Origin of the sequence: Pseudomonas sp. NPDC089530 (assembly GCF_050280705.1) — a bacterium.
Lineage (GTDB): Bacteria > Pseudomonadota > Gammaproteobacteria > Pseudomonadales > Pseudomonadaceae > Aquipseudomonas.
In genome coordinates, this window is sequence record NZ_JBNNVU010000003.1 from 1 (window position 1) to 20,964 (window position 20,964).

The following is a 20,964-nucleotide window of genomic DNA, read 5'->3' on the forward strand; positions in this document are numbered from 1 at the left end:
CTTGCCGGCGGCTTCCGAGAGGCTCACGCCGTTGACCGTGGTCGTGGTCACCACGTTCTTCTTCTCGATGTCGTACAGCGCCAGGTTGATGTTCAAGCCCGGCAGCGGGTCGTACTTGGCGCCGATCTCGTAGCTGCGGCCCTCCTCCGGATCGAAGGTCTTGCCGCTGTCGTCGACGTCGGTGTTGGGCTTGAACGAGCGGCTGTAGTTGCCGTACAGCGACAGGCTGTCGGTAGCCTTGAACACCAGGCCGAGGAACGGCACGAAGGCATCGCCGTTGCTGTCGCGGTTGAGCTTGTAGCTCTTGCCCAGGCCCTGGTCGCTGTACTGGTCGTAGTGCTGCTGGCGGCCGCCGAAGACCAGGATCCACTGGTCGTCCAAGTGCCAGTTGTCCTTGAAGTACACCGAGCTCGAGGTCAGCTGGTTGCGCAGGTTGCTCTGCGTGGCGCTGACCAGGCTCGGCTCGTCCAGCCGGCCGTAGACCGGCGCGGTGATGTTGAAGCCGCCCTGGGCGGTGTTGCGGTAGGTCTTGCCGCGGTACTGGTCGGAATGCTCGCTGTCCACGCCCAGCAGCAGGTCGTGGCGCTGGCCGAACAGTTCCTGCTGGCCGATGAAGTCCCAGCTGGCATAGCGGGTTTCATCGTCGTAGTGGGCGCCGTTGGCGGCGCGGCGCAGGATATTGCCGGTCAGGCTGTTGGGCTGGGCGATCGACAGGCTGTAGCGGTCGTTGTTCCAGCCGTAGGTGACGCGGGTCTTCCAGGCATCGCTCAACTGATACTCGAAGCGCGCGCTGGCCACTTCGCGGATGCCCGTGCTTTTCGCCCAGCGTTCGTCCAGGCGCTTGTCGTAGTCGATGTCCGCCGGATGGCCGTTGGTGAATACGGTGCCGCGGTCGAAGGGGTTGGAATAGTCGTTGTATTCGTAGTTCAGGGTCAGGCTGGCGCGCTCGCCGGTCCAGGTCAGCGACGGCGCCACCAGGGTGTGTTCGTTGACCCCATAGTTGCGCCAGTAGTCTTCATGGCCGCGCTCGGCGATCAGCCGGTAGGCCAGGCCGGTATCACCCAGCGGGCCGGTGGTGTCCAGGGCCATGCTGCCGCCGCCTTCGCTGTAGGCCGAGCCGCTGAGCGTGGTGCTCTGGGTGTATTCGGGTTGCTTGCTGATGATGTTGATCAGCCCGCCCGGCTCCAGGGCGCCGTAGAGCATCGAGGCCGGGCCCTTGAGCACCTCGACCCGCTCGGTGGTGGCGCTGAAGTTGCGCCCCAAGTTGGAACGCACGCCGTCGCGCAGGATCGAGCCGTCGTCGTTGGTGCCGAAACCGCGCTTGATCAGCGAGTCCCGGGAACCGCCCAGGGTGTTGCCCTGGGTGACGCCGCTGACGAACTTCATGGCGTCCTCCAGCGACTGCACCTGGTAATCGGCCAGGGTCTGCGGGGTCACCACATTGATCGACTGCGCCTCCTCCTTGATCGGCACAGCGCTTTTGCTCGCGGTACTGGCTTGGGAGGTGGTGTAGCCCGTGTCCTGGGTGAGGCGGTCGGCCTGGATATCGGTGGCCGGCAGTTCGACCGCGTCCTGGGCCCATAGCGGGCTGGCCACCAGGCAGCAGGACAAGGGTGGCAACAGGCGTTTGATCAGGGTTTTACGGCGGGCACGCGAACAGGATGGCTTCAAGATGAGCACTCGAGGGAGGGTTTAAATAGCAATGATTATCATTGTAATCAGCGTCTCATTCGCGGTAAATCCCCCCGGCGCTCCCGCCATGGATTTTTTCTGATCCAGGCAGCTTCCGACGAGCTGGCAGCACGCCAGCCGTCGCCCCCGACCCGGGTTGTCTACGCTCACATCACCTGCCCGAATGGATTCCCCGCCGTCGCCAGGAGGTGCCCTTGAGCAACACACCCGACGCCGTTGCCACTGCCCGCAGAAGCAACATGGCCAAAGCCCTCGAACGCTGGAACCGGCAAGCCGCCGACCGCACCGAATCGCTGTCGCGCATCCGCGAGCTGGGCCCTGGCGCCGGTGACTCGCCGCAACAGCTGGCCAAGTGGATGGCCCGCGAGAACACCCGCTCGATGCTGGCCCGGGCCGGGCTGGAACGGCGGATCGGCACCTGGGACCCGACCTTCTATGCCCCCAGCGAAGCCGCGCGCCTGGCGGCACGGCCCGTGGCCCGCCTGGTCAATGCCCCAAGCCCGGGGACGGTGGTCGAGGGTTTCGCCACCGGGTTCCTGGTCTCGCCCAACCTGCTGCTGACCAACCAGCATGTGTTTCCCCGCTACGTGGACGCGGTGGACTGTGCCGCCAACTTTCTCTACGAGCGCCAGGAACGCGGCATCAACGAAGGCACCTACTTCAACCTGCAGCCGGACCAGTTCTACCTCGTCGACGAGACGCTGGACTTCTGCCTGGTGGCCATCTCGCCACTGGGCACCCGCGGCGAGGCGCTATCGGACTATGGCTGCATCCGCCTGATTGAGGCCACCGGCAAGACCCTGCGCGGCCGCCCGATGAACATCATCCAGCACCCCGACGGCGGACCGCGGCAGTACGCCACCACCCATAACCGCCTGCTGGACATTCTCGACCAGGGCTTTTTGCACTACGAGACCGACACCGCCGAAGGCGCCTCCGGCTCCCCGGTGTTCAGCGACAACTGGGAGCTGATCGCCCTGCATCACTGCGGCATTCCCAGGACCGACGAGGCCGGGAACATCCTCAAGACCGACCACAGCATCTGGAACCCCGAAGGGGACGAGGAAAGCACCATCGACTGGGTGGCCAACGAAGGCACCCGGGTCAGCAGCATCATCAGCGCGCTCAAGGCCCGGCAACTGAGTGGCCGGCCCGCCGAACTGCTGGCCCGGCTCATGGAGCTGACCGCCGATCCGTTGGCCGCTGCCGCGCCGCTGGTGGCCGCGCTCAGCGTCAATGAAACCCTGCCCGTTGCGCCGCGACGCCAAGGAATGGCCGACATGTCCCAGAACATCTTCCATATCTGCGGCCCCACCACCATCAACCTTGCCGGCCAGGCCACGGACAGCGCCGCGCCCCTGATCTCGATCCTCGGCGCGACGCCTGGGGAGCCGCTGCCGGCCACGCCGACGCCGGAAAAGGCCGTGGAAAAGGCCCTGAGCTTCGACCTCGACTATGAAGCCCGCACAGGCTACGACCCGGATTTTCTCGGGGTGAACGTCCCGCCGCCCTACCTCGAGGGGCCGTTGCTGGCCCAGCTCTACCGGGTCGGCGACTACCGCGAACACCTGGCCTCGGCGCGCAACGTACCGCCGATGAAACTCGCCGGCCTGGATGACACTGCGCCGCTGGCCCTGCCCTACCATCACTACTCCCTGGTGATGAACAAGGACTACCGGCTGCCGATGTGGACCGCCGCCAATGCCGACTACCGGCCGGAGGTCCGTGGCGATACCCGCGCGCGCCGGGCGTTCGGCGGCGAAAGCTGGCGCCTCGACCGCCGGGTGCCGAGCCGCTACCAGCTCACCAACGGCGATATCTACGGGCCGGCCGGCAACTTCGACCGCGGCCATATCGTGCGCCGCGAAGACAGTTGCTGGGGGCAGCCGGGGCTCGACACCGAGTACGCCAACGCCGACACCTACCACTGGACCAACTGCACGCCGCAGCACGAACTGTTCAACCAGGAGTCCCCCGACGGCGCCGAATACCGCGGTCGCAAAGGGGTCTGGGGTTACTTCGAAAACCAACTGGCCGAACAGATCGAAGCCGGCGGCGGCCAGGCGATCATCTTCGCCGGCCCGGTACTGGACCAGAGCTCCTGCATGGAGCAGGACTTCGGCAAGGGGCCGGTGCGCTACCCGACCCGCTTCTGGAAAATCGTCATAGTGCCCAAGGACGAATCACGCACCCCGGAACTGTTGGCCTACGGTTTCCTGTTCGATCAGAGCGACGTCATCCAGGAGTTCGGCCTCGACGTCAAGGAAGCCGCCCTGGACCTGGCCAAGGCCTTCCAGAAGCAGAAGGTGCCGCTCACGGCCATCTGCCTGCTCACGGGGATTTCCCTGGCACCGTCGATCATGGCCGCCGACCAGTACCCGTCCGAACGCCCGGCGGCCGGGGTCTGGCGACTGAAACCCGACCGGTGACACCGCGCCGCCTCAGTGCAGCCTCAGGCGCTCGCTGACCAGGGCCTGGGCCTGACGGGTCAGCTGGTCCAGATGGCGGTCGCGCTGTTTTTCCGCGTCGAGCATCGCCCGCTTGCCATGCTTTTGCAGCAGGTAGCTGTGAATCTGCCGCACCTCCAGCGAGCGGTAGATCGGTGCCGTATCCAGTACGCCCATCAAGCCGTCGGAGGCCTGATCGTGGGTGCTCATCAGCACCTGCGGGCCGCGCACGCCCAGCACCTGGAAGCCCAGCGCCTCGAACCAGGCCACCTTGCCCACCGCGCACGCCAGTTCGACCTGGGGGTAACGCTCGCGTACCCGGGCCAGCAGCGCCCGGGCGATTCCGCGCCGCCGGTGGCTGGCGCGCACCGCCATATAGGCCACGCCGCAGGCCTGGGGGTCGTCCTTGACCGGCAGGTAGAGCGCGAAACCCAGCACCTGCTCCGGGTCGTCATCGTCGGTGGCCACCAGCAACTCCACGGCGATGCCCTTGGAGCCGTCCAGTGCCGCCAGGTACAGGTGCACTTCGTAGCCGATGGCGTATTGGTAGACGTTGTACAGCAGGTTGCTCGGCGGCAGCGCCACCGCGCTGATATCGCTCAGGTAGTCGACCACCATCTGCAGGATCTGGCTGTTGACGGCCTCCGGGCACGGGGTCTGGAAGTGACTGAAGGTGGGCATTGCGCGTGGGGCTCCGAAGGTTGAGGCACGCCGGTGACGGCTGGGCGCGCATGATACCTGTTGACGCGCCCTGGCCGTATACCGCGATCTGCTTCTGTAGGAGCCAGGCTTGCCGGCGATGCGGGCGCCGCGGTGTATCAGGCCGGACACCATCGCGGGCAAGCCGGATCAGCAGCCGCTCGCGCCGACAACGGTATGCGCCGGGCTAACGGGCGCTATCACCACGGGGTTTGTAGAACAGGAACTTCCCGGTCTCGGCGGTCTTGCGGTATTCCCGGGCCCACTCGGGGTGCACATGCCGGTCGTGGAAATACAGGGCGCCGCCGGTGCGGTCCTTGAGTTGCTGGTTGAGGGCCTTACGCGCGATTTCCTTGGCGCTCGCATAGGGTTCGTCCTCCTGCACCTGGTCCGCCCGCCCGTCGCACCACCAGGAAAACTGGCAGGCATGCTGCTCCGAGCCCTGCTTGACCACCCCGCACACCGTATCGGGAAAGCCCTCATGGCCGAGCCGGTTGAGCACTACGCTGGCCACGCCCTCCATGTCGGCGGCAGCCCCGCCCTTGGCTTCCCAGTAGATACTGCGCGCCAGGCAGGTAATGGCATCGTCCAGCGGCGCAACGCCGGCCGGGTCCACCGCCTGGACTTCGCTGGGGGTGATGGTTTCGCTGCGGGGCGCCGGTTGCTGGTCCGCGGCCTTGCGCTCCAGGACCTGGGCCTTGTCCTCCGCCGTCTCGGGGTCGGTGATTTTGCCCGCAATCAGCACCAGCCCCCCGCCAAGGAGGATCGCAAGAACGCTGGCAATCGCTTTCGGGCGCATGGTCGCACCTTGGCAACATGGGCACAGGCAAGCCGCCCCGACCGGCAGCACCGGCGGCGGGCGTAGTTGAGTGTAGTTCGCCGCCAGCCTGCCGGTCATGGCCGGACAGAGCTGCCCGCCGGCAGAAAAAAGACCTTGCGCCGGGCCGGGCGAAATCGCGCATCATGGGCGCAATTCGCCCAAGGGAGACCTCCATGCGCTGCCTATCATCCGCCCTGCCACCGACCCTGTTGGCCTTGACCTTGAACTTGGCATTCGCCAGCGCCGCCGTGGCCAGCGACGAGACGCAACTGGTGGCGTCGATCAACAGCTACCGCAGCCAGGCCCAGCGCTGCGCCGGCCAGGCGTCCCAGGAACTGCCACCCCTGGCTGCCGACCCGCGCCTGGTGCTGCCCGCCACCAGCGCCGGCAACCTGCAGCAGGCCCTGGCGAACAACGCCTACCCGATGGTCAATGTGCAGGCCATCAGCCTGTCCGGGCCGCGGAATGCGCAGGCGGCCATGAAGGCGGTGCAGGAAAGTTTCTGCCAGGTGGTGCTGGACCCGCAGTTCGTCGATATCGGCGTCAGCCGTACCGGCCAGGAATGGCGCATCGTCCTGGCGCGGCCGCTGTTGACCGCGCGCCTCGGCGACTGGCAGGCCGAGGGCCAGAAGCTGCTGGCCGCCCTCAACAGTGCCCGCGCGCAGCCGCGCCAGTGCGGCAACCAGATCTTCGCCGCCACCACCCCGCTGGCCTGGAACGCCACCCTGGCCAGCGCGGCCCAGGAGCATACCCGGGACATGGCCAACCACAACTTCTTCGACCACAAGGACCGCGACGGCCGCACCCCCGGCGACCGCGCCGAACTGGCCGGTTACGCCGGCCAGCAGATCGGCGAGAACATCGCCGCCGGCCAGGACAGCGTGCCCAAGGTGCTCGACGGCTGGCTGGCCAGCCCCGGGCATTGCGCCAACCTGATGAACCCGCGGTATCGCGAGCTGGGCGCGGCCTATGCGGTCGACCCGAAAAGCGATGCCGGCATCTACTGGACGGCCATGTTCGGCACGCCCTGAATCACCGGTCGGCGTCCCGTCCGGGCCCCCTATCGGACCACCCGGCGGCCCGGCGCCGCCGTACTAGACTCAAGCCTACCTGCCAGGGCCACACCCGCGAGCGTCCCCAGGCCAGCGTGCGGCTCCCTGCCGCCCTGCGCCGAACCGATGGCCACCCTCATCCGCCCTGCAAGGTACCCGGCACCGCGCCCGTACCGGAGGCGCCCGTGCATCGACGTCCGGCCTGCCCTGCCAGGCCCACCCGTTCGGCCCAGCCGGGACCTGGCCTCCCGGCGGGTGCCTTGTGCATTCATCCGGCCACTGCCGGGCCGTGCGCGGCAGCGACCTTCTCTGCAAAGGAGCAGGCTATGGACGAAGCCAGACTCAACGATTTCATGGGCAAGCTGGTGTCCGACATGGGCGGCGCGGCGATGCTCGCCAATATGATCGTCGGCGAAGAACTGGGACTGTACCGGGCCATGGCCGACAGCCTGTTCGTCAGCCCCGAAACCCTGGCCGCCAGGACCGGCTGCAACGCGCGCCTGTTGCGCGAATGGCTGAGCGCCCATGCGGCGTCCGGCTACATGGAGCACCAGGACGGCCAGTTCCGCCTGCCGGAAGAACAGGCCCTGGCCCTGGCCATCGAGGACTCGCCGGTGTACGTGGCCGGGGGCGCCGTGGTGGTCGCGGCGCTGTTCCACGACAAGGACAAACTGCTGACCGCGATGCGCGGCGACGGCGCCCTGGCCTGGGGCGACCATCACCCCTGCATGTTCAGCGGCACCGAGCGCTTCTTCCGTCCGGGCTATCGGGCGCACCTGGTGGCCGAGTGGCTGCCGGCCCTGGACGGCGTGGTGGACAAACTGCAGGCCGGGGCCAAGGTGGCGGACATCGGCTGCGGGCACGGCGCCTCGACGGTGATCATGGCCCAGGCCTTTCCCGCTTCGCAGTTTTACGCTTTCGATTACCACGAGCCCTCCGTAGTCACCGCCCGGCAACGGGCCGAGGACGCCGGGGTGACGGGCAACGTGCACATCGAACAGGCCAGCGCCAAGACCTTTCCCGGCAACGACTATGACCTGATCTGCTACTTCGACTGCCTGCACGACATGGGCGACCCGGTAGGCGCCGCGCAACAGGCGTTCCAGGCGCTGAAGGACGACGGCAGCGTGCTCTTGGTGGAGCCCTTCGCCAACGACCACCTGGACCAGAACCTCAACCCGGTCGGCCGGCTGTACTATGCCGCCTCGACCTTTATCTGCACGCCCAACTCGCTGTCCCAGGAAGTCGGCCTGGGGCTGGGTGCCCAAGCCGGCGAAGCGCGCCTGCGCCAGGTCTTCGGCGCAGCCGGGTTCAGCCAGTTCCGCCGGGCGGCGCAGACCCCGTTCAACCTGATACTCGAAGCCCGCAAATAGAAACGCAGTGCTGTGTGTTGTTGATCCAGGTGTCGCGTCCCCATGAAAAAGCGGCACCCGGGGAGATCCCGGGTGCCGCGCTTGCCTTAGGCCGCCGGCAGGTCCACCAGGACCACCGCCTGTTGCCCTACGCTCAGCAGCCGCCCGCCGTGGCTGGCCACGTATTCCCGGGCTTCGGTCGCTGACGAGAACCAGCAGTTGAGGTGCCCCGCCTGGCGGTAGACCAGCTCGAAGTGCTGCAACTGCTCGGGCGCCAGTTCGTCGAGGGCCTGGCGATAGGCTTCCCAACTGGCAAACCCGGCCTCGCTGGCCAGGGTGCGCAACAGGTGTTTGCGCTGCACCCGGTCCCGCTGTCGATACAGCTCGGGCAACGTCAGGCCCGGCAGGCTGTTGCTCGCCAACAGGCGCCGCAGGATCGGCAAGGCGCAGGCCAGGGCACCACAGGTGGCACCGCGGTGCAGGCGCTTGGCTTCGCGCAGGACCAGGCCGGCGGCCTGACTGGCGGGTGAACGACGAATGGATTTCTTGATAGGCATACCAACTCCAGAAGAATCGGCCTGCTCGCTATGGGCCAGGAGGGGTATGCAAGCCTTGTGCTTGCGGGATATGAAAGGTGCTTGCGCTTTCGCGAGGCGGGCGCCCAGGAAGCCCGGCCGCCATACTAACCAATCCCTGGCGGGCTGCACATCCCCGCACTTGTCCCCGCACTTGTCCCCGCACTTGTCCCCGCGCTTGTCCCCTTCTCCGGCCCCGCTCCAGCCGACTTCAGCTTGACCAGCCTTGCCGTTGTTCCAGCAAGAAGTCGATAAAGGCCCGCAAGCGCAACGGCACATGCCGACCGTGGGGATACAGCAGGCTGAAGGGCCGGGAGCGCCCGGCATAAGGCTGGAGCACTTCCACCAGGGAGCCCTCGGCCAGTTCGCGCTCGCCCATGAAGCGATAGGTCTGGAACAGGCCGGCCCCATGTTTGGCCAGGGTCACGCCGCCGAGCAGGTCCTCGGAGCAGACGTAGGCACTCTCGGCCAGCACTTCGCAGGGGCCGTCGGGGCCGTTGAACAGCCAGGGGATCCGCCGGCCGCTGCTGGGCAGCTCGAACTGGATGCACTCGTGTTGCGCCAGGTCGTCGAGATGCCGCGGGGTACCGGCCCGCGCCAGGTAATCCGGGGCGGCGAACACCACCAGCGCGGCGTCCTCCAGCAAGCGCGCGGTCAGCCCGGAATCCGGTTGCGCACGTACCCGGATCGCCAGGTCGTAGCCGCCTTCGACAAAATCGATATTGCGGTTGCTCAGGTTCACCTCCACCCGCACCTGCGGGTAGCGCCGACGAAACGCCGGCAGCAGCGGCAAGATCCGCAGATGGCCGTAGGTGGTCGGCAAGCTGATGCGCAAGGTGCCGGAAGGTTCCAGTTGCTGCCCGGTCAGTTGGCGCTCGGCCTCGAGCATCTGGTTCAGCGCGCTGCGGCATTGCTGGTGGTAATCGCGCCCGCCGTCGGTCAGGCGGATGCTGCGGGTGGTGCGCACGAACAAACGCACACCGAGCCGCTCCTCCAGGCGCGACACCGAGCGGCTGACCGCCGCCGGCGTGACCCCGGCCGCCAGCGCTGCGCCGGTAAAACTGCCGACCTCCGCCGCCAGGCAGAACAGCTCGATGCTGCCCAGCAGCACATCGTCGAATTGTCGCGACATTGATTACACCGTGTATCAAGTGAAGTGCCAGAAGCGCTATTTATCAGTATCCCACGCACAAATATAGTCCTGCCCAACAGCGCTGAAACCCCTCTTCACCCGCACAGGATTATCGTCATGAACAGCACTCGAACCGTCATCATCACCGGCGCCTCCAGCGGCATCGGCCTCGGCCTGGCCCAGGCCTTTCTGGCCCGCGGCTATAACGTGGTGGGCAATGCCCGCTCCGAGGCCAGGCTGGCCGCGGCCGCCGAAACCCTGGGCAATAGCGAGCGCTTTCTCGGCATCAAAGGCGACATCGCCGACCCGGCCACTGCCACGCGGCTGGTCGAGCATGCCGTCGCCCGCTTCGGCCAGGTGGATGTGCTGGTCAACAACGCCGGCTTCTTCCTGCCCAAGCCGTTTGTCGACTACAGCGCCGCGGAGCTGGAAAGCCTGCTGGAGACCAATCTCAAGGGCGTGGTCTACGCGTCCCAGGCCGCCGCGCGGCACATGATCGAGCGGCGCCAGGGGCACATCGTCAACATCAGCGCCAGCGTCGCGCTGCAACCGAACCTGGCGGTGCCGGCAGCGTTGCCGGTGCTGGTCAAGGGCGGGGTCAACCAGATGACCCGCGCCCTGGCCCTGGAGCTGTCGCCGTTCAATATCCAGGTCAACGCCGTGGCCCCGGGGATCATCGACACGCCGATGCACGACCCGGCGCACCGCGCCTTCCTCGACGGCCTGCAACCGGCCGGCCGGGTCGGACGCATCGAGGAAATCGCCGACGCCGTGCTCTACCTGTCCAGCGCCGACTTCACCACTGGCGTGGTGCTGCCGGTGGATGGCGGCATGAGCAGCGGCAAATGGTAAAACCGCTGGGAGGCGCGAGCTGCCTCCCGCCCCTTGCAAGCCCAACCTTGTCTTCAGGAGAACGACCATGCCTTTCGTCAACGTACGCATCACCCGCGACGGCGTGACCCGGGAACAGAAAGCCCAGGTGATCCGCGAAATCACCGAAACCCTGCAACGGGCGCTGAACAAGGCACCGGAACTGACCCATATCGTCATCGAGGAAGTCGACACCGATAACTGGGGTTACGCCGGCATGACCACCACCGAATACCGCCAGCGAACGGCGGAGTGAAAAAAGGGCGGGCCGTCGTACGGCCCGCCCTTTTGCCTGCCTGACATACCGCATCGCCGGCAAGCCTGGCTCCTACAGGTTCGGCGCCCGGCACAAAACCGCGGTAGGGTCACGCCTTTGTAGGAGCGAGCGGGCGGCGCTCCGACTTGCCCGCGATAGCGTCCAGCCTGATGCGCCTTGCTCAGGCGTTCACCAGCATCTTGAAGCCGCCGTAAATCATGCGCCGGCCGTCGAACGGCATCGGGTTGACCTCGGGCTTGAACCGCGGGTCTTCCATGGCCTTTTGCATACCCACGTCGCGGATCTCCCGAGACGGCCAGATGATCCAGCAGAACACCACGGTTTCGCCCGGTTCGAGCTTGACCGCCATGGGGAACGACGTCAGCTTGCCCTCGGGCACGTCGTCGCCCCAGCAATCGACCACGCTCAGGGCGCCGTAATGCCGGAACACCACCGCCGCGATTTCCGCATGGCGCTTGAACGCTTCCTGGTTGGCGGTGGGGACCGCCATCACACAACCATCGACATAAGACATGATCCTGCTCCTGTCTGAAAAACGTTGCTTGAAAGGAACGAAAGATTCGACCGCCGCCCTGGCCGGTCGATCTATGAACTGGTCGTTCGGGAAGCCGGGTAATCGACAGCCGGAGGAGAAAAACGACCAATGGCTGTTCGACGGCCTGCTACAGCGTTCTTCCCGATACGCCGCCATCGCGGGCAAGTCGGAGCGCCGCCCGCTCCTGCAAAACGGCGACTCATCACGGTGGCGTCCAGTACTGGCCCGGGGCTGGCTGCGGCACGCCGATGGACGGGCTCGCCGCTTCCGGCAGGGTTTGCGGGCCGATGTCGGCCGGGGCTTCCTGGGCGATGCGCTTGTCCAGCTCACCCTCGATCTGCCCGGCCAGGTAATAGGTGCCGGCCATCACGCCGTTGCCGGTGTTGTTCAGCAGCTTGAGCCAGGCCAGGTCGAACGCCTTGCCCAGGCTCTGGCGCATCTGCGCTTCGGTTTCGGCCCGGTCGCTCTCATGGGCGATCGCGCGGAACCCCGCCGCCCCCAGGGAGATCACCGCCCCAGCGATCTTGCCGGCCACGGCCGACGCCGCGCCGGCAATGCCGCGGCCGGCCATCTGCGCTTCGAGCTTTTCGCTGGCCTGCCGGGCCACCGAGACGATCCCCGCCTGGGACGACACCTCGCCGGTGCCCGCGGGGGCGCTATGGATCTGCTGGTACAGCGCCGAATAGGCCGGCAGCGTGGTCAGGGGCCGGGTGTGCAGGACCTGATACAACGAGGCATCCCGGGCCGGCGGAGGCCCCAGGCGGATCGCCTTGATGCCGTTGAGCCGTTGATTCAGCTGCGCGGCTGGCAGCCGATAGCGCTGGGCAATTTGCTGCACCTGCTGCTCCAGCAGATCGACATAGAACTGCGTGGCCTGGCCGAGGATCGCGTCCGGGTCGATCTCCGTCGCCACCGGCGCCAGCACCTGCTCCTGGTACTGCTCCTGCAGATAGGCCGCCAGATGGGTGGCCGGCGCGTCCTTTTCGTCGCCGGCGCTGAGGCTGTACCAGCTGACTTTCATCGCCATCCATTCCTGGGTCCAGTAACTGCTGAACCAGGGGATGAAGGTTTCTTCCGTGACCGCGTAGACCCGCACCCGCCAGTGCTCCATGGAGCCGCGGGCAAAGACCTTGACCTGCAGCACCGCCTGTCGCGACGCCTGGGCGATGTCCTGGTCCACCTGGCGCCAGGTGGCGGCCGGCACCACCACCGGCGCCACCGCCTCGCGCACACGCTGGGGCACGGCGCATCCGGCCAGCACCAGCAGCATCACCACCAGCAGCGCACGCAGGAACACGATGGCAACCCTCGCACAGCGTCGACCCCTGCCACCCACCCACGACCGGGCAGGCTTGAACCGGGTACCGCACGCCCATGCCTGGATTGAGTATAGGACTCGGGGTCTGCACCCCCACCTGTAGGAGCGAGGCTTGCCCGCGATGGCGTCCGACCAGACACACCGCGGCCCGTCGGAGCGCCGCCCGCTCGCGTCTACCGGATCGGGTCAGTCGCGGTCAGCCTGGGCCGCCGGGACGATGCTCAGCCGGGCAAGGATTTCGCGACAGGGCCGCCGCTCAATTCCGCGCCTGGGTCGGAACCGCGACCGGCGCTGGCGGGCGCTTCCAACTCAGCACGCCATGGGCCACCAGGCCGAACAGCAGCCCCCAGAAGGCCGCCGACAAGCCGAACAGCGACATGCCCGAGGCCGTCACCAGGAAGGTGATCAACGCCGCCTCGCGATCCCGCGGCACCGCCATGGCGCTGCTCAGGGCGCCGCCGATGGCGGCGAACAGCGCCAGCCCCGCCAGGGCCGCGATCAGCGCCCGGGGAAAGGCGCTGAACAGCGAGACCAGGGTCGCGCCGAAGATCCCCAGCAGCAGGTAGAACACCCCGCCCATGACCCCGGCCACATAACGCTTGCCCGGGTCTTCGTGGGCTTCGCGGCCGGTGCAGATGGCTGCGGTGATCGCCGCCAGGTTCAGGCCGTGGCAGCCGAACGGCGCCAGCAGCAAGCTGGCCAGGCCACTGCTGGCGATGATCGGGCTGGCCGGCGTGGGGTAGCCGTCGTTGCGCAGCACGGCGATGCCGGTCACGAACTGCCCGGTCAGGGCCACCACCACCAGCGGCAACGCCACGTTGAGCACGCCGTTCCAGCTGAACGCCGGGCTGATCCAGCGCGGCGTGGCCAGGCCGATCACCAGCGCCGAACGGTCGATGTCCCCCGCCCCCAGGGACAGGGCACAGCCCACCAGCAGCACCGCCAAGACCGCATAACGCGGCGCCAGGCGCTTGCCCAGCAGGTAGGTGACGAACATCGCCCCCACCAGCAGCGGCCGGTCCTGGATCGAGCGGAACAGCCCGGTGCCGAAATTGAACAGGATGCCCGCCAGCATCGCCGCGCAAATCGCCGAGGGCAGCCGCCCGATCAGTTTGTCGAAGATGCCGCACAGCCCCACCAGCAGGATCAGCGCGCTGGCCACCAGGTAGGCGCCCACCGCCTGGTCCAGGCCGATGCCCGGTAACAGCACCACCAGCAAGGCCGAGCCCGGCGCCGACCAGGCGATCACCAGCGGCACCCGGTAGCGCAGGCTGAGGACGATCCCCAGCACCCCGCTGCCGACGGAAATCGCCCAGACCCAGGACGACAGCACGTCCTGGGGCAAACCCGCGGCCTTGGCCGCCTGGAAGATGATCACCAGCGGCCCGGCATAGGAAATCAGCGTGGCGATGAATCCGGCCACCAGTGCCGACAACGAAAAATCCTTGATCAACTGCCGCATGCAAGCTCCGCAGCCCTTAAGGCATGGCATGACTGAACGGCCGGCGCAGGCCCTCGAACGAACCGCTCAAGCGCCTGCGCCGGCCATGGACACCGCTACAGCGACGGTGCGCTGGCCTGGCTCAGTGGCAGCGCCTTGACCGGCCGCTGGTAGACGAAACACATCGCCAGCGCCGCCACCGCCCCCGGAAGCGCAAAGGCCATGAAGTTGTAATGCAACGGTAGCTCGATACCCACCAGCGCGCCGCCCAGCAACGGCCCGACGATGGCCCCGCTGCGGCCGACACCCGAGGCCCAGCCCAGGCCGGTGGAACGGATCGCCATCGGGTAGAACTGAGCGACGCAGGCATAGGCCAGGATCTGCGTGCCGATGGTGGTCGCCCCGGCCACCGCGATCAGCCCGTACAGCAGGCTGGTGGGGCTCTTGAAGCCGAGCAGGCTGATGGACAGCGCGGCCACGGCGAAGAACACCACCAACACCTTTTGCAGCTTCAACCGATCGCCGATCCAGCCACCGCCCACCGCGCCGAAGATCGCCCCGAAGTTCAGCACCAGCAGGAACATCAGGCTCGACCCCAGGCCGTAACCGGCGCTGGCCATCAGCTTGGGCAACCAGGAGTTGAGGGCGTAGACCATCAGCAGGCAGCAGAAAAACGCCACCCACAGCATCAGCGTGCTCAGCGCCCGGCCTTCGCGGAACAGCTGCACCACCGGCGCGCCGGCGGCCTTGAGGGTACCGGTGACGAACTGGTCGCCGGGCTGCGGCACGAACCCTGGCTCGACGCGTTGCAACACCTGGCGCGCTTCCTCTTCCCGGCCCTGGCGCAGCATGAAGCCCACCGACTCGGGGAGGAACTTGAGAATCAGCGGCAGCAGCAACAGCGGAATCGCCGCCACGTAGAACACCGACTGCCAGCCGAAAGCCGGCAGCAGCACTATCCCTAAGCCGGCGGACAGCATGCCGCCCACCGAATAGCCGCTGAACATGATCGCCACCAGGGTGCTGCGGATTTTCTTCGGCGCGTATTCGTTCATCAGCGCCACCACGTTGGGCATCACCCCACCGATGCCGAGGCCGGCGATAAAGCGGCAGATGCCGAACTGCGCAGGGGTGCTGGCAAAACCGTTGAGCACGGTGAAGCCGCTGAACAGCACCACGCAGATGGCGATGACTTTCTTGCGCCCGATGCGGTCCGACAGCGAGCCGAAAAACAGCGCGCCGAACATCATGCCGAACAGCGCGTAACTGCCCAGCGCCCCGGCCTGCAGCGGGCTCAGGCCCCACTCGCGCATCAGCACCGGCAGCACCACGCCGTAGATCACCAGGTCGTAGCCGTCGAAGATGATGATCAGCGCGCACCAGAACAGCACGCGCCAGTGAAAGGCGTTGAACCGCGCCTCGTCGATCAATTGATTGCTGTCTATGTTTCGCATGGCATCTGACTCTTGTTGTTGTTTTTTTAAGATTGCGCAGCTGGTGTTGCATTTGCCTTTGCTTCTGTAGGAGCGAGCGGGCGGCGATCCGACTTGCCCGCGATGGACGCGCCGCGGTGTGTCAGACAGGACGCCATCGCGAGCAAGCTTCGCTCCTACACAGTCCGGCGATTCATCGGTCCATCGAGTCGTCGGTTCGTGGAGGGCTTCAGCCCTGGTCGCCACCGCCTACCGGCATGACCAGGCCGGTGATGTAGGAGGCTTCGTCGGAGGCCAGGAACAGGATCGCCGCCGCCTGTTCGTCGATGGTGCCGTAGCGTTTCATCAGGGTGCTGTCGACGGTTTGGTCGACGATCTGCTGGTACCAGACCTTTTCCTCGGCGCTCTGCTCGGCGCTGTTGCGCGGAATCCGCCGAGGCGGCGCCTCGGTGCCGCCAGGGGCCGTGGCGTTGACCCGCACCCCGCGCCCGGCGGTCTCGAAGGCCAGGCAGGCGGTCAGGGCATTCACCCCGCCCTTGGCCGCGCCGTAGGGCACGCGGTTGATGCTGCGGGTGGCGATGGACGACACGTTGACGATGGCGCCGCGGCCCTGCTCCAGCATGTAGGGCAGCGCCGCATGGCAGCACCACAGGGTGGGGAACAGCGAGCGGCGCACTTCGGCTTCGATCTGCTGCTCTTCGTAGTGCTCGAAGGGCTTGGCCCAGATGGTGCCGCCGACGTTGTTGACCAGCACGTCGATCCGCCCGAAGTGCTCGACGGCGGCGGCCATCACCCGGCTGCATTCGGCGTACTGCTCGAGGTCGGCGGTCAAGGCTAGCACCTCAAACCGTGGCGCCAGTTCGGCCTGCAACTCGAACACCAGCTCGGAGCGGTCCACCAGCACCAGCCGCGCGCCCTCCTCGGCCAACCGCTCGGCCACCCGCCGGCCGATACCCTGCGCCGCCCCGGTGACCAGGGCGACTTTTTCCTGGAATCTGTTCATCTGAAAACCTCTATGCCACACCGCGCTCCTACAGAAAAAGCGCAGCGGGTCAGGCCGCGCTGGCGGCGAATTTTTCGTAGTAGAAATTGGCCGGGGCGATGCCCTGCTCGCGAATGAACTGGCTGACCGCCTCGACCATCGGCGGCGGGCCGCACAGGTACACATCCACGTCGCCGTCGTTCAGGTGCCTGGGCTCGATATGCTGGGTCACGTAGCCCTTGAGCGGGTGCGCGCTCTCGGGGTTGGCCACGCAGGCGCTGAAGCTGAAGTTGGGGATGCGCGCAGCGAAGGCGTGCAGGCGATCCATCTCCACCAGATCGAAATCGTTGGTCACCCCGTAGATCAAGTGCAACGGATGTTCGCTGCCCTGCTCGGCGATCTTCTCCAGCATCGCGGTGAACGGCGCCAGTCCGGTGCCACCGGCCAGCAGCAACAGCGGCCGGCGGATGTCCCGCAGGTAGAAGCTGCCCAGGGGCCCGGCCAGGCGCATGGGGTCACCGGCCTTGGCCAGGCCGGTGAGGAAGCTGCTCATCAGGCCGCCCGGCACGTTGCGGATCAGGAAGCTGACCTCGCCGTCGCGCTGCAGCGAACTGAAGGAATAGGCGCGGGTCTGCTCGCTGCCGGGCACGCCGAGGTTGACGTACTGCCCCGGCAAAAATGCCAGCTTGCTCAGGGCCTCGCCCTTGATCGACAGGGCGATGGTGCTGTCGGACAGCTGGCGCACCGCGCTGATGGTGGCGTCGAAGGTGGCCTGGGCAGTGCGGCAGACATCGGACGAGGCTGGCACCCGCACCACGCAGTCGCTCAGGGCGCGCATCTGGCAGGTCAGGACGAAGCCCTGCTCGGCCTCGTCGGCGGTCAGCGCGTCGTCGATGTACTCCTCGCCCAGGTCGTAGCGCCCGGCTTCGGCGAAGCACTTGCAGGTGCCGCAAGCGCCGTCGCGGCAGTCCAGGGGGATGTTGATGCCCTGGCGGTAGGCCGCGTCGGCCACGGTTTCCCCGGCATTGGCGGCAACGAAGCGGGTTACCCCGTCTTCGAAATTGAGTGCGATTTGATGAGTCATGGCAGTCGCCTCAGAGGTGGTAGACATCGACGACCTGACGAACGTAATCGTTCTTCAGGATGACTTTCTTGGCCAGGATCAGCGGGTTCTCGCCACGCACATCCAGGGTGTAGAAACTGGTGCCGAAGTAGCTGTCGACGGTCTTGTAGCGAAAGCTCAGGGTGTGCCAGTTGAAGCGCACCCGGCACAGGCCGTCGGCCTGCTCCAGCACCTCGATATTGCTCAGGTTGTGGGAGGTGCGGGTGTCGGGAATGCTGGCGCTGGAGCGCTCGGTCTTGATCCGGAACACCCGGTCTTCCAGGCCGCAACGGCTGCCGTACCAGATCAGCGAGATTTCCCGCTGCGGGTCTTCGGTGAGGGTGTCGTTGTCGTCCCAGGACGGCATCCAGAAGGTGGCGTCGGGGGCGTAGAGCTCCAGCCAGCTGTCCCAGTCCTTGTCGTCCAGGTAGCGCGCTTCGCGGTACAGGAAGTCGCGCACGGCGTCGTAGGCAATGTTCATCACAGGGTCTCCACGGGAATGCTGCGCGCGGTTTCGGCGGCCACCGCCTTGAGCATGGTTTCCTGCCAGTACTTGTGCTGCATCACGAACAGGCCTTCGTCTTCGGTGCGCACGCCGCTGAGGATCGGTTGCAGGTCGATTTCCTTCGCTGCCTCGTCCGCGCCCTCGACCCAGTGCTCGGCGCCCCGGGACATGTCGTTCCAGGCGCTGCCGCTGCCCTGGTAGCCCATCTGGCAGGAACGGAATTCCTCCAGGTCGTCCGGGGTGGCCATGCCGCTGACGTTGAAGAAGTCTTCGTACTGGCGGATGCGCCGGGCCCGGGCTTCGTCGCTCTCGCCCCTGGGCGCGATGCAGTAGATGGTGATCTCGGTGCGGTCCACCGAAATCGGCCGGGCGATGCGGATCTGCGAGCTGAACTGGTCCATCAGGTAGACGTTGGGGTACAGGCACAGGTTGCGCGAGTTCTCGATCATCCAGTCGGCGCGGGCCTGGCCGAAGTCCCGGGCGAGTTCGTCGCGGCGCTCGTAGAGCGGGCGGTCCTCGGGGTTGGCCCAGCGGGTCCAGAGCAGCATGTGGCCCTTGTCGAAGGAGTAGAAACCGCCGCCCTGCTTGGCCCAGCTGCCGGCGCTCATGGTCTTGATCTCTTCGCCGGCTTCGCGCTGCTTGCGCTGGCTCTGGGTGGCGGCGTAGTTCCAGTGCACGGAGCTGACGTGGTAGCCGTCGGCGCCGTTCTCGGCGGTGAGCTTCCAGTTGCCTTCGTAGATGTAGCTCGACGAACCGCGCAGCACTTCCAGGCCGTCGGCGGACTGGTCGACGATCATGTCGATGATCTTCGCCGACTCGCCCAGGTGCTCCACCAGGGGCAGCACGTCGGGGTTGAGGCTGCCGAACAGGAAGCCGCGATAGGACTCGAAGCGCGCGACGCGGGTCAGGTCGTGGGAGCCTTCGCAGTTGAAGCTCGACGGATAACCCGCGGCGGCCGGGTCCTTGACCTTGAGCAGCTTGCCGGAGTTGTTGAAGGTCCAGCCGTGGAACGGGCAGGTGTAGGACGCCTTGTTACCGGTCTTGTGCCGGCAGAGCATGGCGCCCCGGTGGCTGCAGGCGTTGAGGAAGGCGTTGAGCTGGCCGTCCTTGTTGCGCGCGATGAAGACCGACTGCCGGCCCATGGTGGTGGTGTAGTAGTCGTTCTTGTTGGGGATCTGGCTCTCGTGGGCGAGGTACAACCAGTTGCCCTCGAAGATGTGCTGCATTTCCAGGTCGAACAGTCGTGGGTCGGTGAACATCTCCCGCTTGCAGCGGTAGACGCCCCGGTCACGGTCTTCTTCGAGCAGTGAGTGAAGGTATTCGGGTCGCAGGGACATGGCCGCCGCCTCCATTGTTTTTATCAGGCAAGGCCATGCTAGGACGGGGGGTATCGCGGCAATATCCAGTGCGTGCAGACCCCTATCCGTTTTCTGCAGGGGCCTGTGGCGCGGTGGACCTGCCGCCCTGCAACCCTGTAGCCGCTGCCGAGCCCTGGCGAGGCTGCGATCGGCTGCACAGCAGCCGTAAACCGACTAACGCGGTCGACCAGGCAAAACGAGGTGTCTGGTTTTACGGCCGCTACGCGCCCGATCGCAGCCTCGCTGGGGCTCGGCAGCGGCTACAAGAGCGGGGGCCATCCGGGCGGTGGCGCCCGCAGGCAGCGCGGGTCAGTGCCGGCGCTTGAGGGTGTCGGAGGGCAATTCGCCGAACTGTTTGCGGTAGCTTTCCGAGAAGCGCCCCAGGTGCAGGAAGCCGAAATCCATGGCCAGTTCGGTGACGTTGCGCACGTGGCTGCTGGGGTCGCTGAGGCAGGCGTTGACCCGCTCCAGTTTCTTCTGCCGGATGTAGTGCTTGGGCGTGGTGCGGGCGTTGCGCTCGAACAGCGCGTACAGCGAACGCAGGCTCATCCGCGCCTGTTGCGCCAGTTCTTCGCAGCCGATGTCCTGCTTGAGGTTGCGCTCGATGTAGTCGGCGATGGCCTCGAAGGTGGCCGACGACGACCCCAGCCCGGCGCGGCGCACGTTGGTCTTCATCAGGCTGAGCATCTTGCTCACCACGATCTGCGCGTAATGCTCCTGCACCCGCGGCATGCGCTCGGCGGCCTCGGCCTCGCGGCAGACCATGCTCAGCAGGTGGATAAAGCCTTCCAGCTCGTCCAGCTGGTAGCGGTTTTCCAGAAAGCGCACGCCCTGCCCCGGATACAGCCAGCGCTGCTCCTGGCACACCGACTCCAGCAGGCCGGTGGGCATCTTGATGATGAATTTCTCGCAGTCGTCGGAATAGGTCAGGTCCACCGGATCGTCGGGGTTGATCAGCAGCAGCTCGCCGGGGGCGAAGTAATGTTCCTGGCCATGGCCGCGCCACAGGCAATGGCCGCGCAGCAGCACTTGCAGGTGGTAAATGGTTTCCAGCGCCGGCGAGGTGACGCGCACGCTGCCGCCGTAGCTGATCGAGCACAGGTCGAGGCTGGCGAACGAGCGGTGATTGAGGCTGGCCTGGGGGTTGCCGGCCTTGGGCAGGCGGATGCAGTGGCTGCCCACGTGCTGGTTGACGTAACCGGACACAGCGTAGGGATCGGCCTGGGCGAATACCCTGCTGCGCTCACTCAACAGAAGCGTTTCCATAAGCGGGTCACTCCCAGTTCTAATTATTGGGATTGTTATTATCGGGCGGTGATCGTTCGCCACCGCTGGCACATCACGCAACGCATCCTGCAGCACAACGGCGAAAGC

The 20,964-nt window shown here is 66.5% G+C and carries 19 protein-coding genes; 5 read left to right on the forward strand and 14 right to left on the reverse strand.

Going from position 1 to position 20,964, the window contains the following annotated elements; translation table 11 throughout:
- On the reverse strand, nucleotides 1–1,671 hold a 1,671-nt coding region (locus ACQKQA_RS01905; protein ID WP_427552917.1), incomplete at its 3' end, for a TonB-dependent siderophore receptor.
- A gap of 209 nt (nucleotides 1,672–1,880) precedes the next feature.
- Here ACQKQA_RS01905 and ACQKQA_RS01910 point away from each other — a divergent pair.
- Nucleotides 1,881–4,121, forward strand: a complete 2,241-nt coding sequence (locus ACQKQA_RS01910) for a DNA/RNA non-specific endonuclease (RefSeq protein ID WP_427552919.1) — start codon at nucleotides 1,881–1,883, stop codon at nucleotides 4,119–4,121.
- A 12-nt stretch (nucleotides 4,122–4,133) separates the two neighbouring features.
- Here ACQKQA_RS01910 and ACQKQA_RS01915 read toward each other — a convergent pair whose 3' ends face one another.
- Together ACQKQA_RS01915 and ACQKQA_RS01920 are read right to left on the reverse strand one after the other, a co-directional pair.
- Nucleotides 4,134–4,820 carry a GNAT family N-acetyltransferase gene (locus tag ACQKQA_RS01915; protein ID WP_427552921.1) on the reverse strand — a complete coding sequence of 229 codons (687 nt, stop codon included), beginning with the start codon at nucleotides 4,818–4,820 and terminating at the stop codon, nucleotides 4,134–4,136.
- Between the two features lie 205 nt (nucleotides 4,821–5,025).
- Nucleotides 5,026–5,637, reverse strand: a complete 612-nt coding sequence (locus ACQKQA_RS01920) for a cell wall hydrolase (protein WP_427552923.1) — start codon at nucleotides 5,635–5,637, stop codon at nucleotides 5,026–5,028.
- Between the two features lie 194 nt (nucleotides 5,638–5,831).
- Between ACQKQA_RS01920 and ACQKQA_RS01925 the strand changes: the two genes are divergently transcribed.
- Together ACQKQA_RS01925 and ACQKQA_RS01930 are read left to right on the forward strand one after the other, a co-directional pair.
- Nucleotides 5,832–6,689, forward strand: coding sequence for a CAP domain-containing protein (locus ACQKQA_RS01925; protein WP_427552925.1), 858 nt, complete (start codon nucleotides 5,832–5,834; stop codon nucleotides 6,687–6,689).
- A 347-nt stretch (nucleotides 6,690–7,036) separates the two neighbouring features.
- On the forward strand, nucleotides 7,037–8,083 hold the full coding sequence (locus ACQKQA_RS01930; RefSeq protein WP_427552927.1) for a class I SAM-dependent methyltransferase: 1,047 nt from the start codon (nucleotides 7,037–7,039) through the stop codon (nucleotides 8,081–8,083).
- An 86-nt stretch (nucleotides 8,084–8,169) separates the two neighbouring features.
- Here ACQKQA_RS01930 and ACQKQA_RS01935 read toward each other — a convergent pair whose 3' ends face one another.
- Together ACQKQA_RS01935 and ACQKQA_RS01940 are read right to left on the reverse strand one after the other, a co-directional pair.
- Complete coding sequence (locus tag ACQKQA_RS01935) at nucleotides 8,170–8,619, reverse strand: hypothetical protein (RefSeq protein WP_427552929.1); 450 nt, start codon at nucleotides 8,617–8,619, stop codon at nucleotides 8,170–8,172.
- Between the two features lie 229 nt (nucleotides 8,620–8,848).
- A complete protein-coding gene (locus tag ACQKQA_RS01940; protein WP_427552930.1) occupies nucleotides 8,849–9,769 on the reverse strand; it encodes a LysR family transcriptional regulator in 921 nt (306 codons plus the stop codon).
- Between the two features lie 117 nt (nucleotides 9,770–9,886).
- Between ACQKQA_RS01940 and ACQKQA_RS01945 the strand changes: the two genes are divergently transcribed.
- Together ACQKQA_RS01945 and ACQKQA_RS01950 are read left to right on the forward strand one after the other, a co-directional pair.
- On the forward strand, nucleotides 9,887–10,621 hold the full coding sequence (locus ACQKQA_RS01945; protein WP_427552933.1) for an SDR family NAD(P)-dependent oxidoreductase: 735 nt from the start codon (nucleotides 9,887–9,889) through the stop codon (nucleotides 10,619–10,621).
- 67 nt (nucleotides 10,622–10,688) lie between these two features.
- Nucleotides 10,689–10,895 (forward strand): tautomerase family protein, encoded by a 207-nt coding sequence (locus ACQKQA_RS01950; protein WP_427552935.1) that lies wholly within the window; start codon nucleotides 10,689–10,691, stop codon nucleotides 10,893–10,895.
- 181 nt (nucleotides 10,896–11,076) lie between these two features.
- On the opposite strand, the gene ACQKQA_RS01955 is transcribed toward ACQKQA_RS01950, so the two are convergent.
- From ACQKQA_RS01955 to ACQKQA_RS01995, 9 genes are all read right to left on the reverse strand, one after another.
- Nucleotides 11,077–11,430 (reverse strand): DUF1428 domain-containing protein, encoded by a 354-nt coding sequence (locus ACQKQA_RS01955; RefSeq protein ID WP_427552936.1) that lies wholly within the window; start codon nucleotides 11,428–11,430, stop codon nucleotides 11,077–11,079.
- Between the two features lie 223 nt (nucleotides 11,431–11,653).
- Entirely contained in the window at nucleotides 11,654–12,748 is a 1,095-nt protein-coding gene (locus ACQKQA_RS01960; RefSeq protein WP_427552938.1) for a hypothetical protein, read from the reverse strand.
- A 277-nt stretch (nucleotides 12,749–13,025) separates the two neighbouring features.
- Entirely contained in the window at nucleotides 13,026–14,231 is a 1,206-nt protein-coding gene (locus ACQKQA_RS01965) for a benzoate/H(+) symporter BenE family transporter (protein ID WP_427552940.1), read from the reverse strand.
- 95 nt (nucleotides 14,232–14,326) lie between these two features.
- The gene (locus ACQKQA_RS01970; protein ID WP_427552942.1) at nucleotides 14,327–15,664 is read right to left on the reverse strand and encodes an MFS transporter; all 1,338 of its coding nucleotides are present in this window, start codon (nucleotides 15,662–15,664) and stop codon (nucleotides 14,327–14,329) included.
- A 208-nt stretch (nucleotides 15,665–15,872) separates the two neighbouring features.
- Complete coding sequence (locus ACQKQA_RS01975) at nucleotides 15,873–16,646, reverse strand: 1,6-dihydroxycyclohexa-2,4-diene-1-carboxylate dehydrogenase (protein WP_427552944.1); 774 nt, start codon at nucleotides 16,644–16,646, stop codon at nucleotides 15,873–15,875.
- A 49-nt stretch (nucleotides 16,647–16,695) separates the two neighbouring features.
- A complete protein-coding gene (benC, locus tag ACQKQA_RS01980; RefSeq protein ID WP_427552946.1) occupies nucleotides 16,696–17,709 on the reverse strand; it encodes a benzoate 1,2-dioxygenase electron transfer component BenC in 1,014 nt (337 codons plus the stop codon).
- A gap of 10 nt (nucleotides 17,710–17,719) precedes the next feature.
- Nucleotides 17,720–18,208: a benzoate 1,2-dioxygenase small subunit gene (benB, locus tag ACQKQA_RS01985; RefSeq protein WP_427552948.1), complete on the reverse strand. Its 489-nt coding sequence runs from the start codon at nucleotides 18,206–18,208 to the stop codon at nucleotides 17,720–17,722.
- Nucleotides 18,208–19,569 (reverse strand): benzoate 1,2-dioxygenase large subunit, encoded by a 1,362-nt coding sequence (benA, locus tag ACQKQA_RS01990; RefSeq protein ID WP_427552950.1) that lies wholly within the window; start codon nucleotides 19,567–19,569, stop codon nucleotides 18,208–18,210. Before benA ends, benB begins: the two co-directional genes overlap by 1 nt.
- Before the next feature lie 330 nt (nucleotides 19,570–19,899).
- A complete protein-coding gene (locus ACQKQA_RS01995) occupies nucleotides 19,900–20,856 on the reverse strand; it encodes an AraC family transcriptional regulator (protein WP_427552952.1) in 957 nt (318 codons plus the stop codon).
- Nucleotides 20,857–20,964: the final 108 nt, after the last annotated feature.

Excerpts from the sequence above, each read along its gene's own strand:
- ACQKQA_RS01915 (WP_427552921.1), bottom strand. The coding sequence starts at position 4,820 with ATGCCCACCTTCAGTCACTTCCAGACCCCGTGCCCGGAGGCCGTCAAC.
- ACQKQA_RS01920 (WP_427552923.1), bottom strand. The coding sequence starts at position 5,637 with ATGCGCCCGAAAGCGATTGCCAGCGTTCTTGCGATCCTCCTTGGCGGG.
- ACQKQA_RS01925 (WP_427552925.1), top strand. The coding sequence starts at position 5,832 with ATGCGCTGCCTATCATCCGCCCTGCCACCGACCCTGTTGGCCTTGACC.
- ACQKQA_RS01930 (WP_427552927.1), top strand. The coding sequence starts at position 7,037 with ATGGACGAAGCCAGACTCAACGATTTCATGGGCAAGCTGGTGTCCGAC.
- ACQKQA_RS01935 (WP_427552929.1), bottom strand. The coding sequence starts at position 8,619 with ATGCCTATCAAGAAATCCATTCGTCGTTCACCCGCCAGTCAGGCCGCC.
- ACQKQA_RS01940 (WP_427552930.1), bottom strand. The coding sequence starts at position 9,769 with ATGTCGCGACAATTCGACGATGTGCTGCTGGGCAGCATCGAGCTGTTC.
- ACQKQA_RS01945 (WP_427552933.1), top strand. The coding sequence starts at position 9,887 with ATGAACAGCACTCGAACCGTCATCATCACCGGCGCCTCCAGCGGCATC.
- ACQKQA_RS01950 (WP_427552935.1), top strand. The coding sequence starts at position 10,689 with ATGCCTTTCGTCAACGTACGCATCACCCGCGACGGCGTGACCCGGGAA.
- ACQKQA_RS01955 (WP_427552936.1), bottom strand. The coding sequence starts at position 11,430 with ATGTCTTATGTCGATGGTTGTGTGATGGCGGTCCCCACCGCCAACCAG.
- ACQKQA_RS01965 (WP_427552940.1), bottom strand. The coding sequence starts at position 14,231 with ATGCGGCAGTTGATCAAGGATTTTTCGTTGTCGGCACTGGTGGCCGGA.
- ACQKQA_RS01970 (WP_427552942.1), bottom strand. The coding sequence starts at position 15,664 with ATGCGAAACATAGACAGCAATCAATTGATCGACGAGGCGCGGTTCAAC.
- ACQKQA_RS01975 (WP_427552944.1), bottom strand. The coding sequence starts at position 16,646 with ATGAACAGATTCCAGGAAAAAGTCGCCCTGGTCACCGGGGCGGCGCAG.
- benC (WP_427552946.1), bottom strand. The coding sequence starts at position 17,709 with ATGACTCATCAAATCGCACTCAATTTCGAAGACGGGGTAACCCGCTTC.
- benB (WP_427552948.1), bottom strand. The coding sequence starts at position 18,208 with ATGAACATTGCCTACGACGCCGTGCGCGACTTCCTGTACCGCGAAGCG.
- benA (WP_427552950.1), bottom strand. The coding sequence starts at position 19,569 with ATGTCCCTGCGACCCGAATACCTTCACTCACTGCTCGAAGAAGACCGT.
- ACQKQA_RS01995 (WP_427552952.1), bottom strand. The coding sequence starts at position 20,856 with ATGGAAACGCTTCTGTTGAGTGAGCGCAGCAGGGTATTCGCCCAGGCC.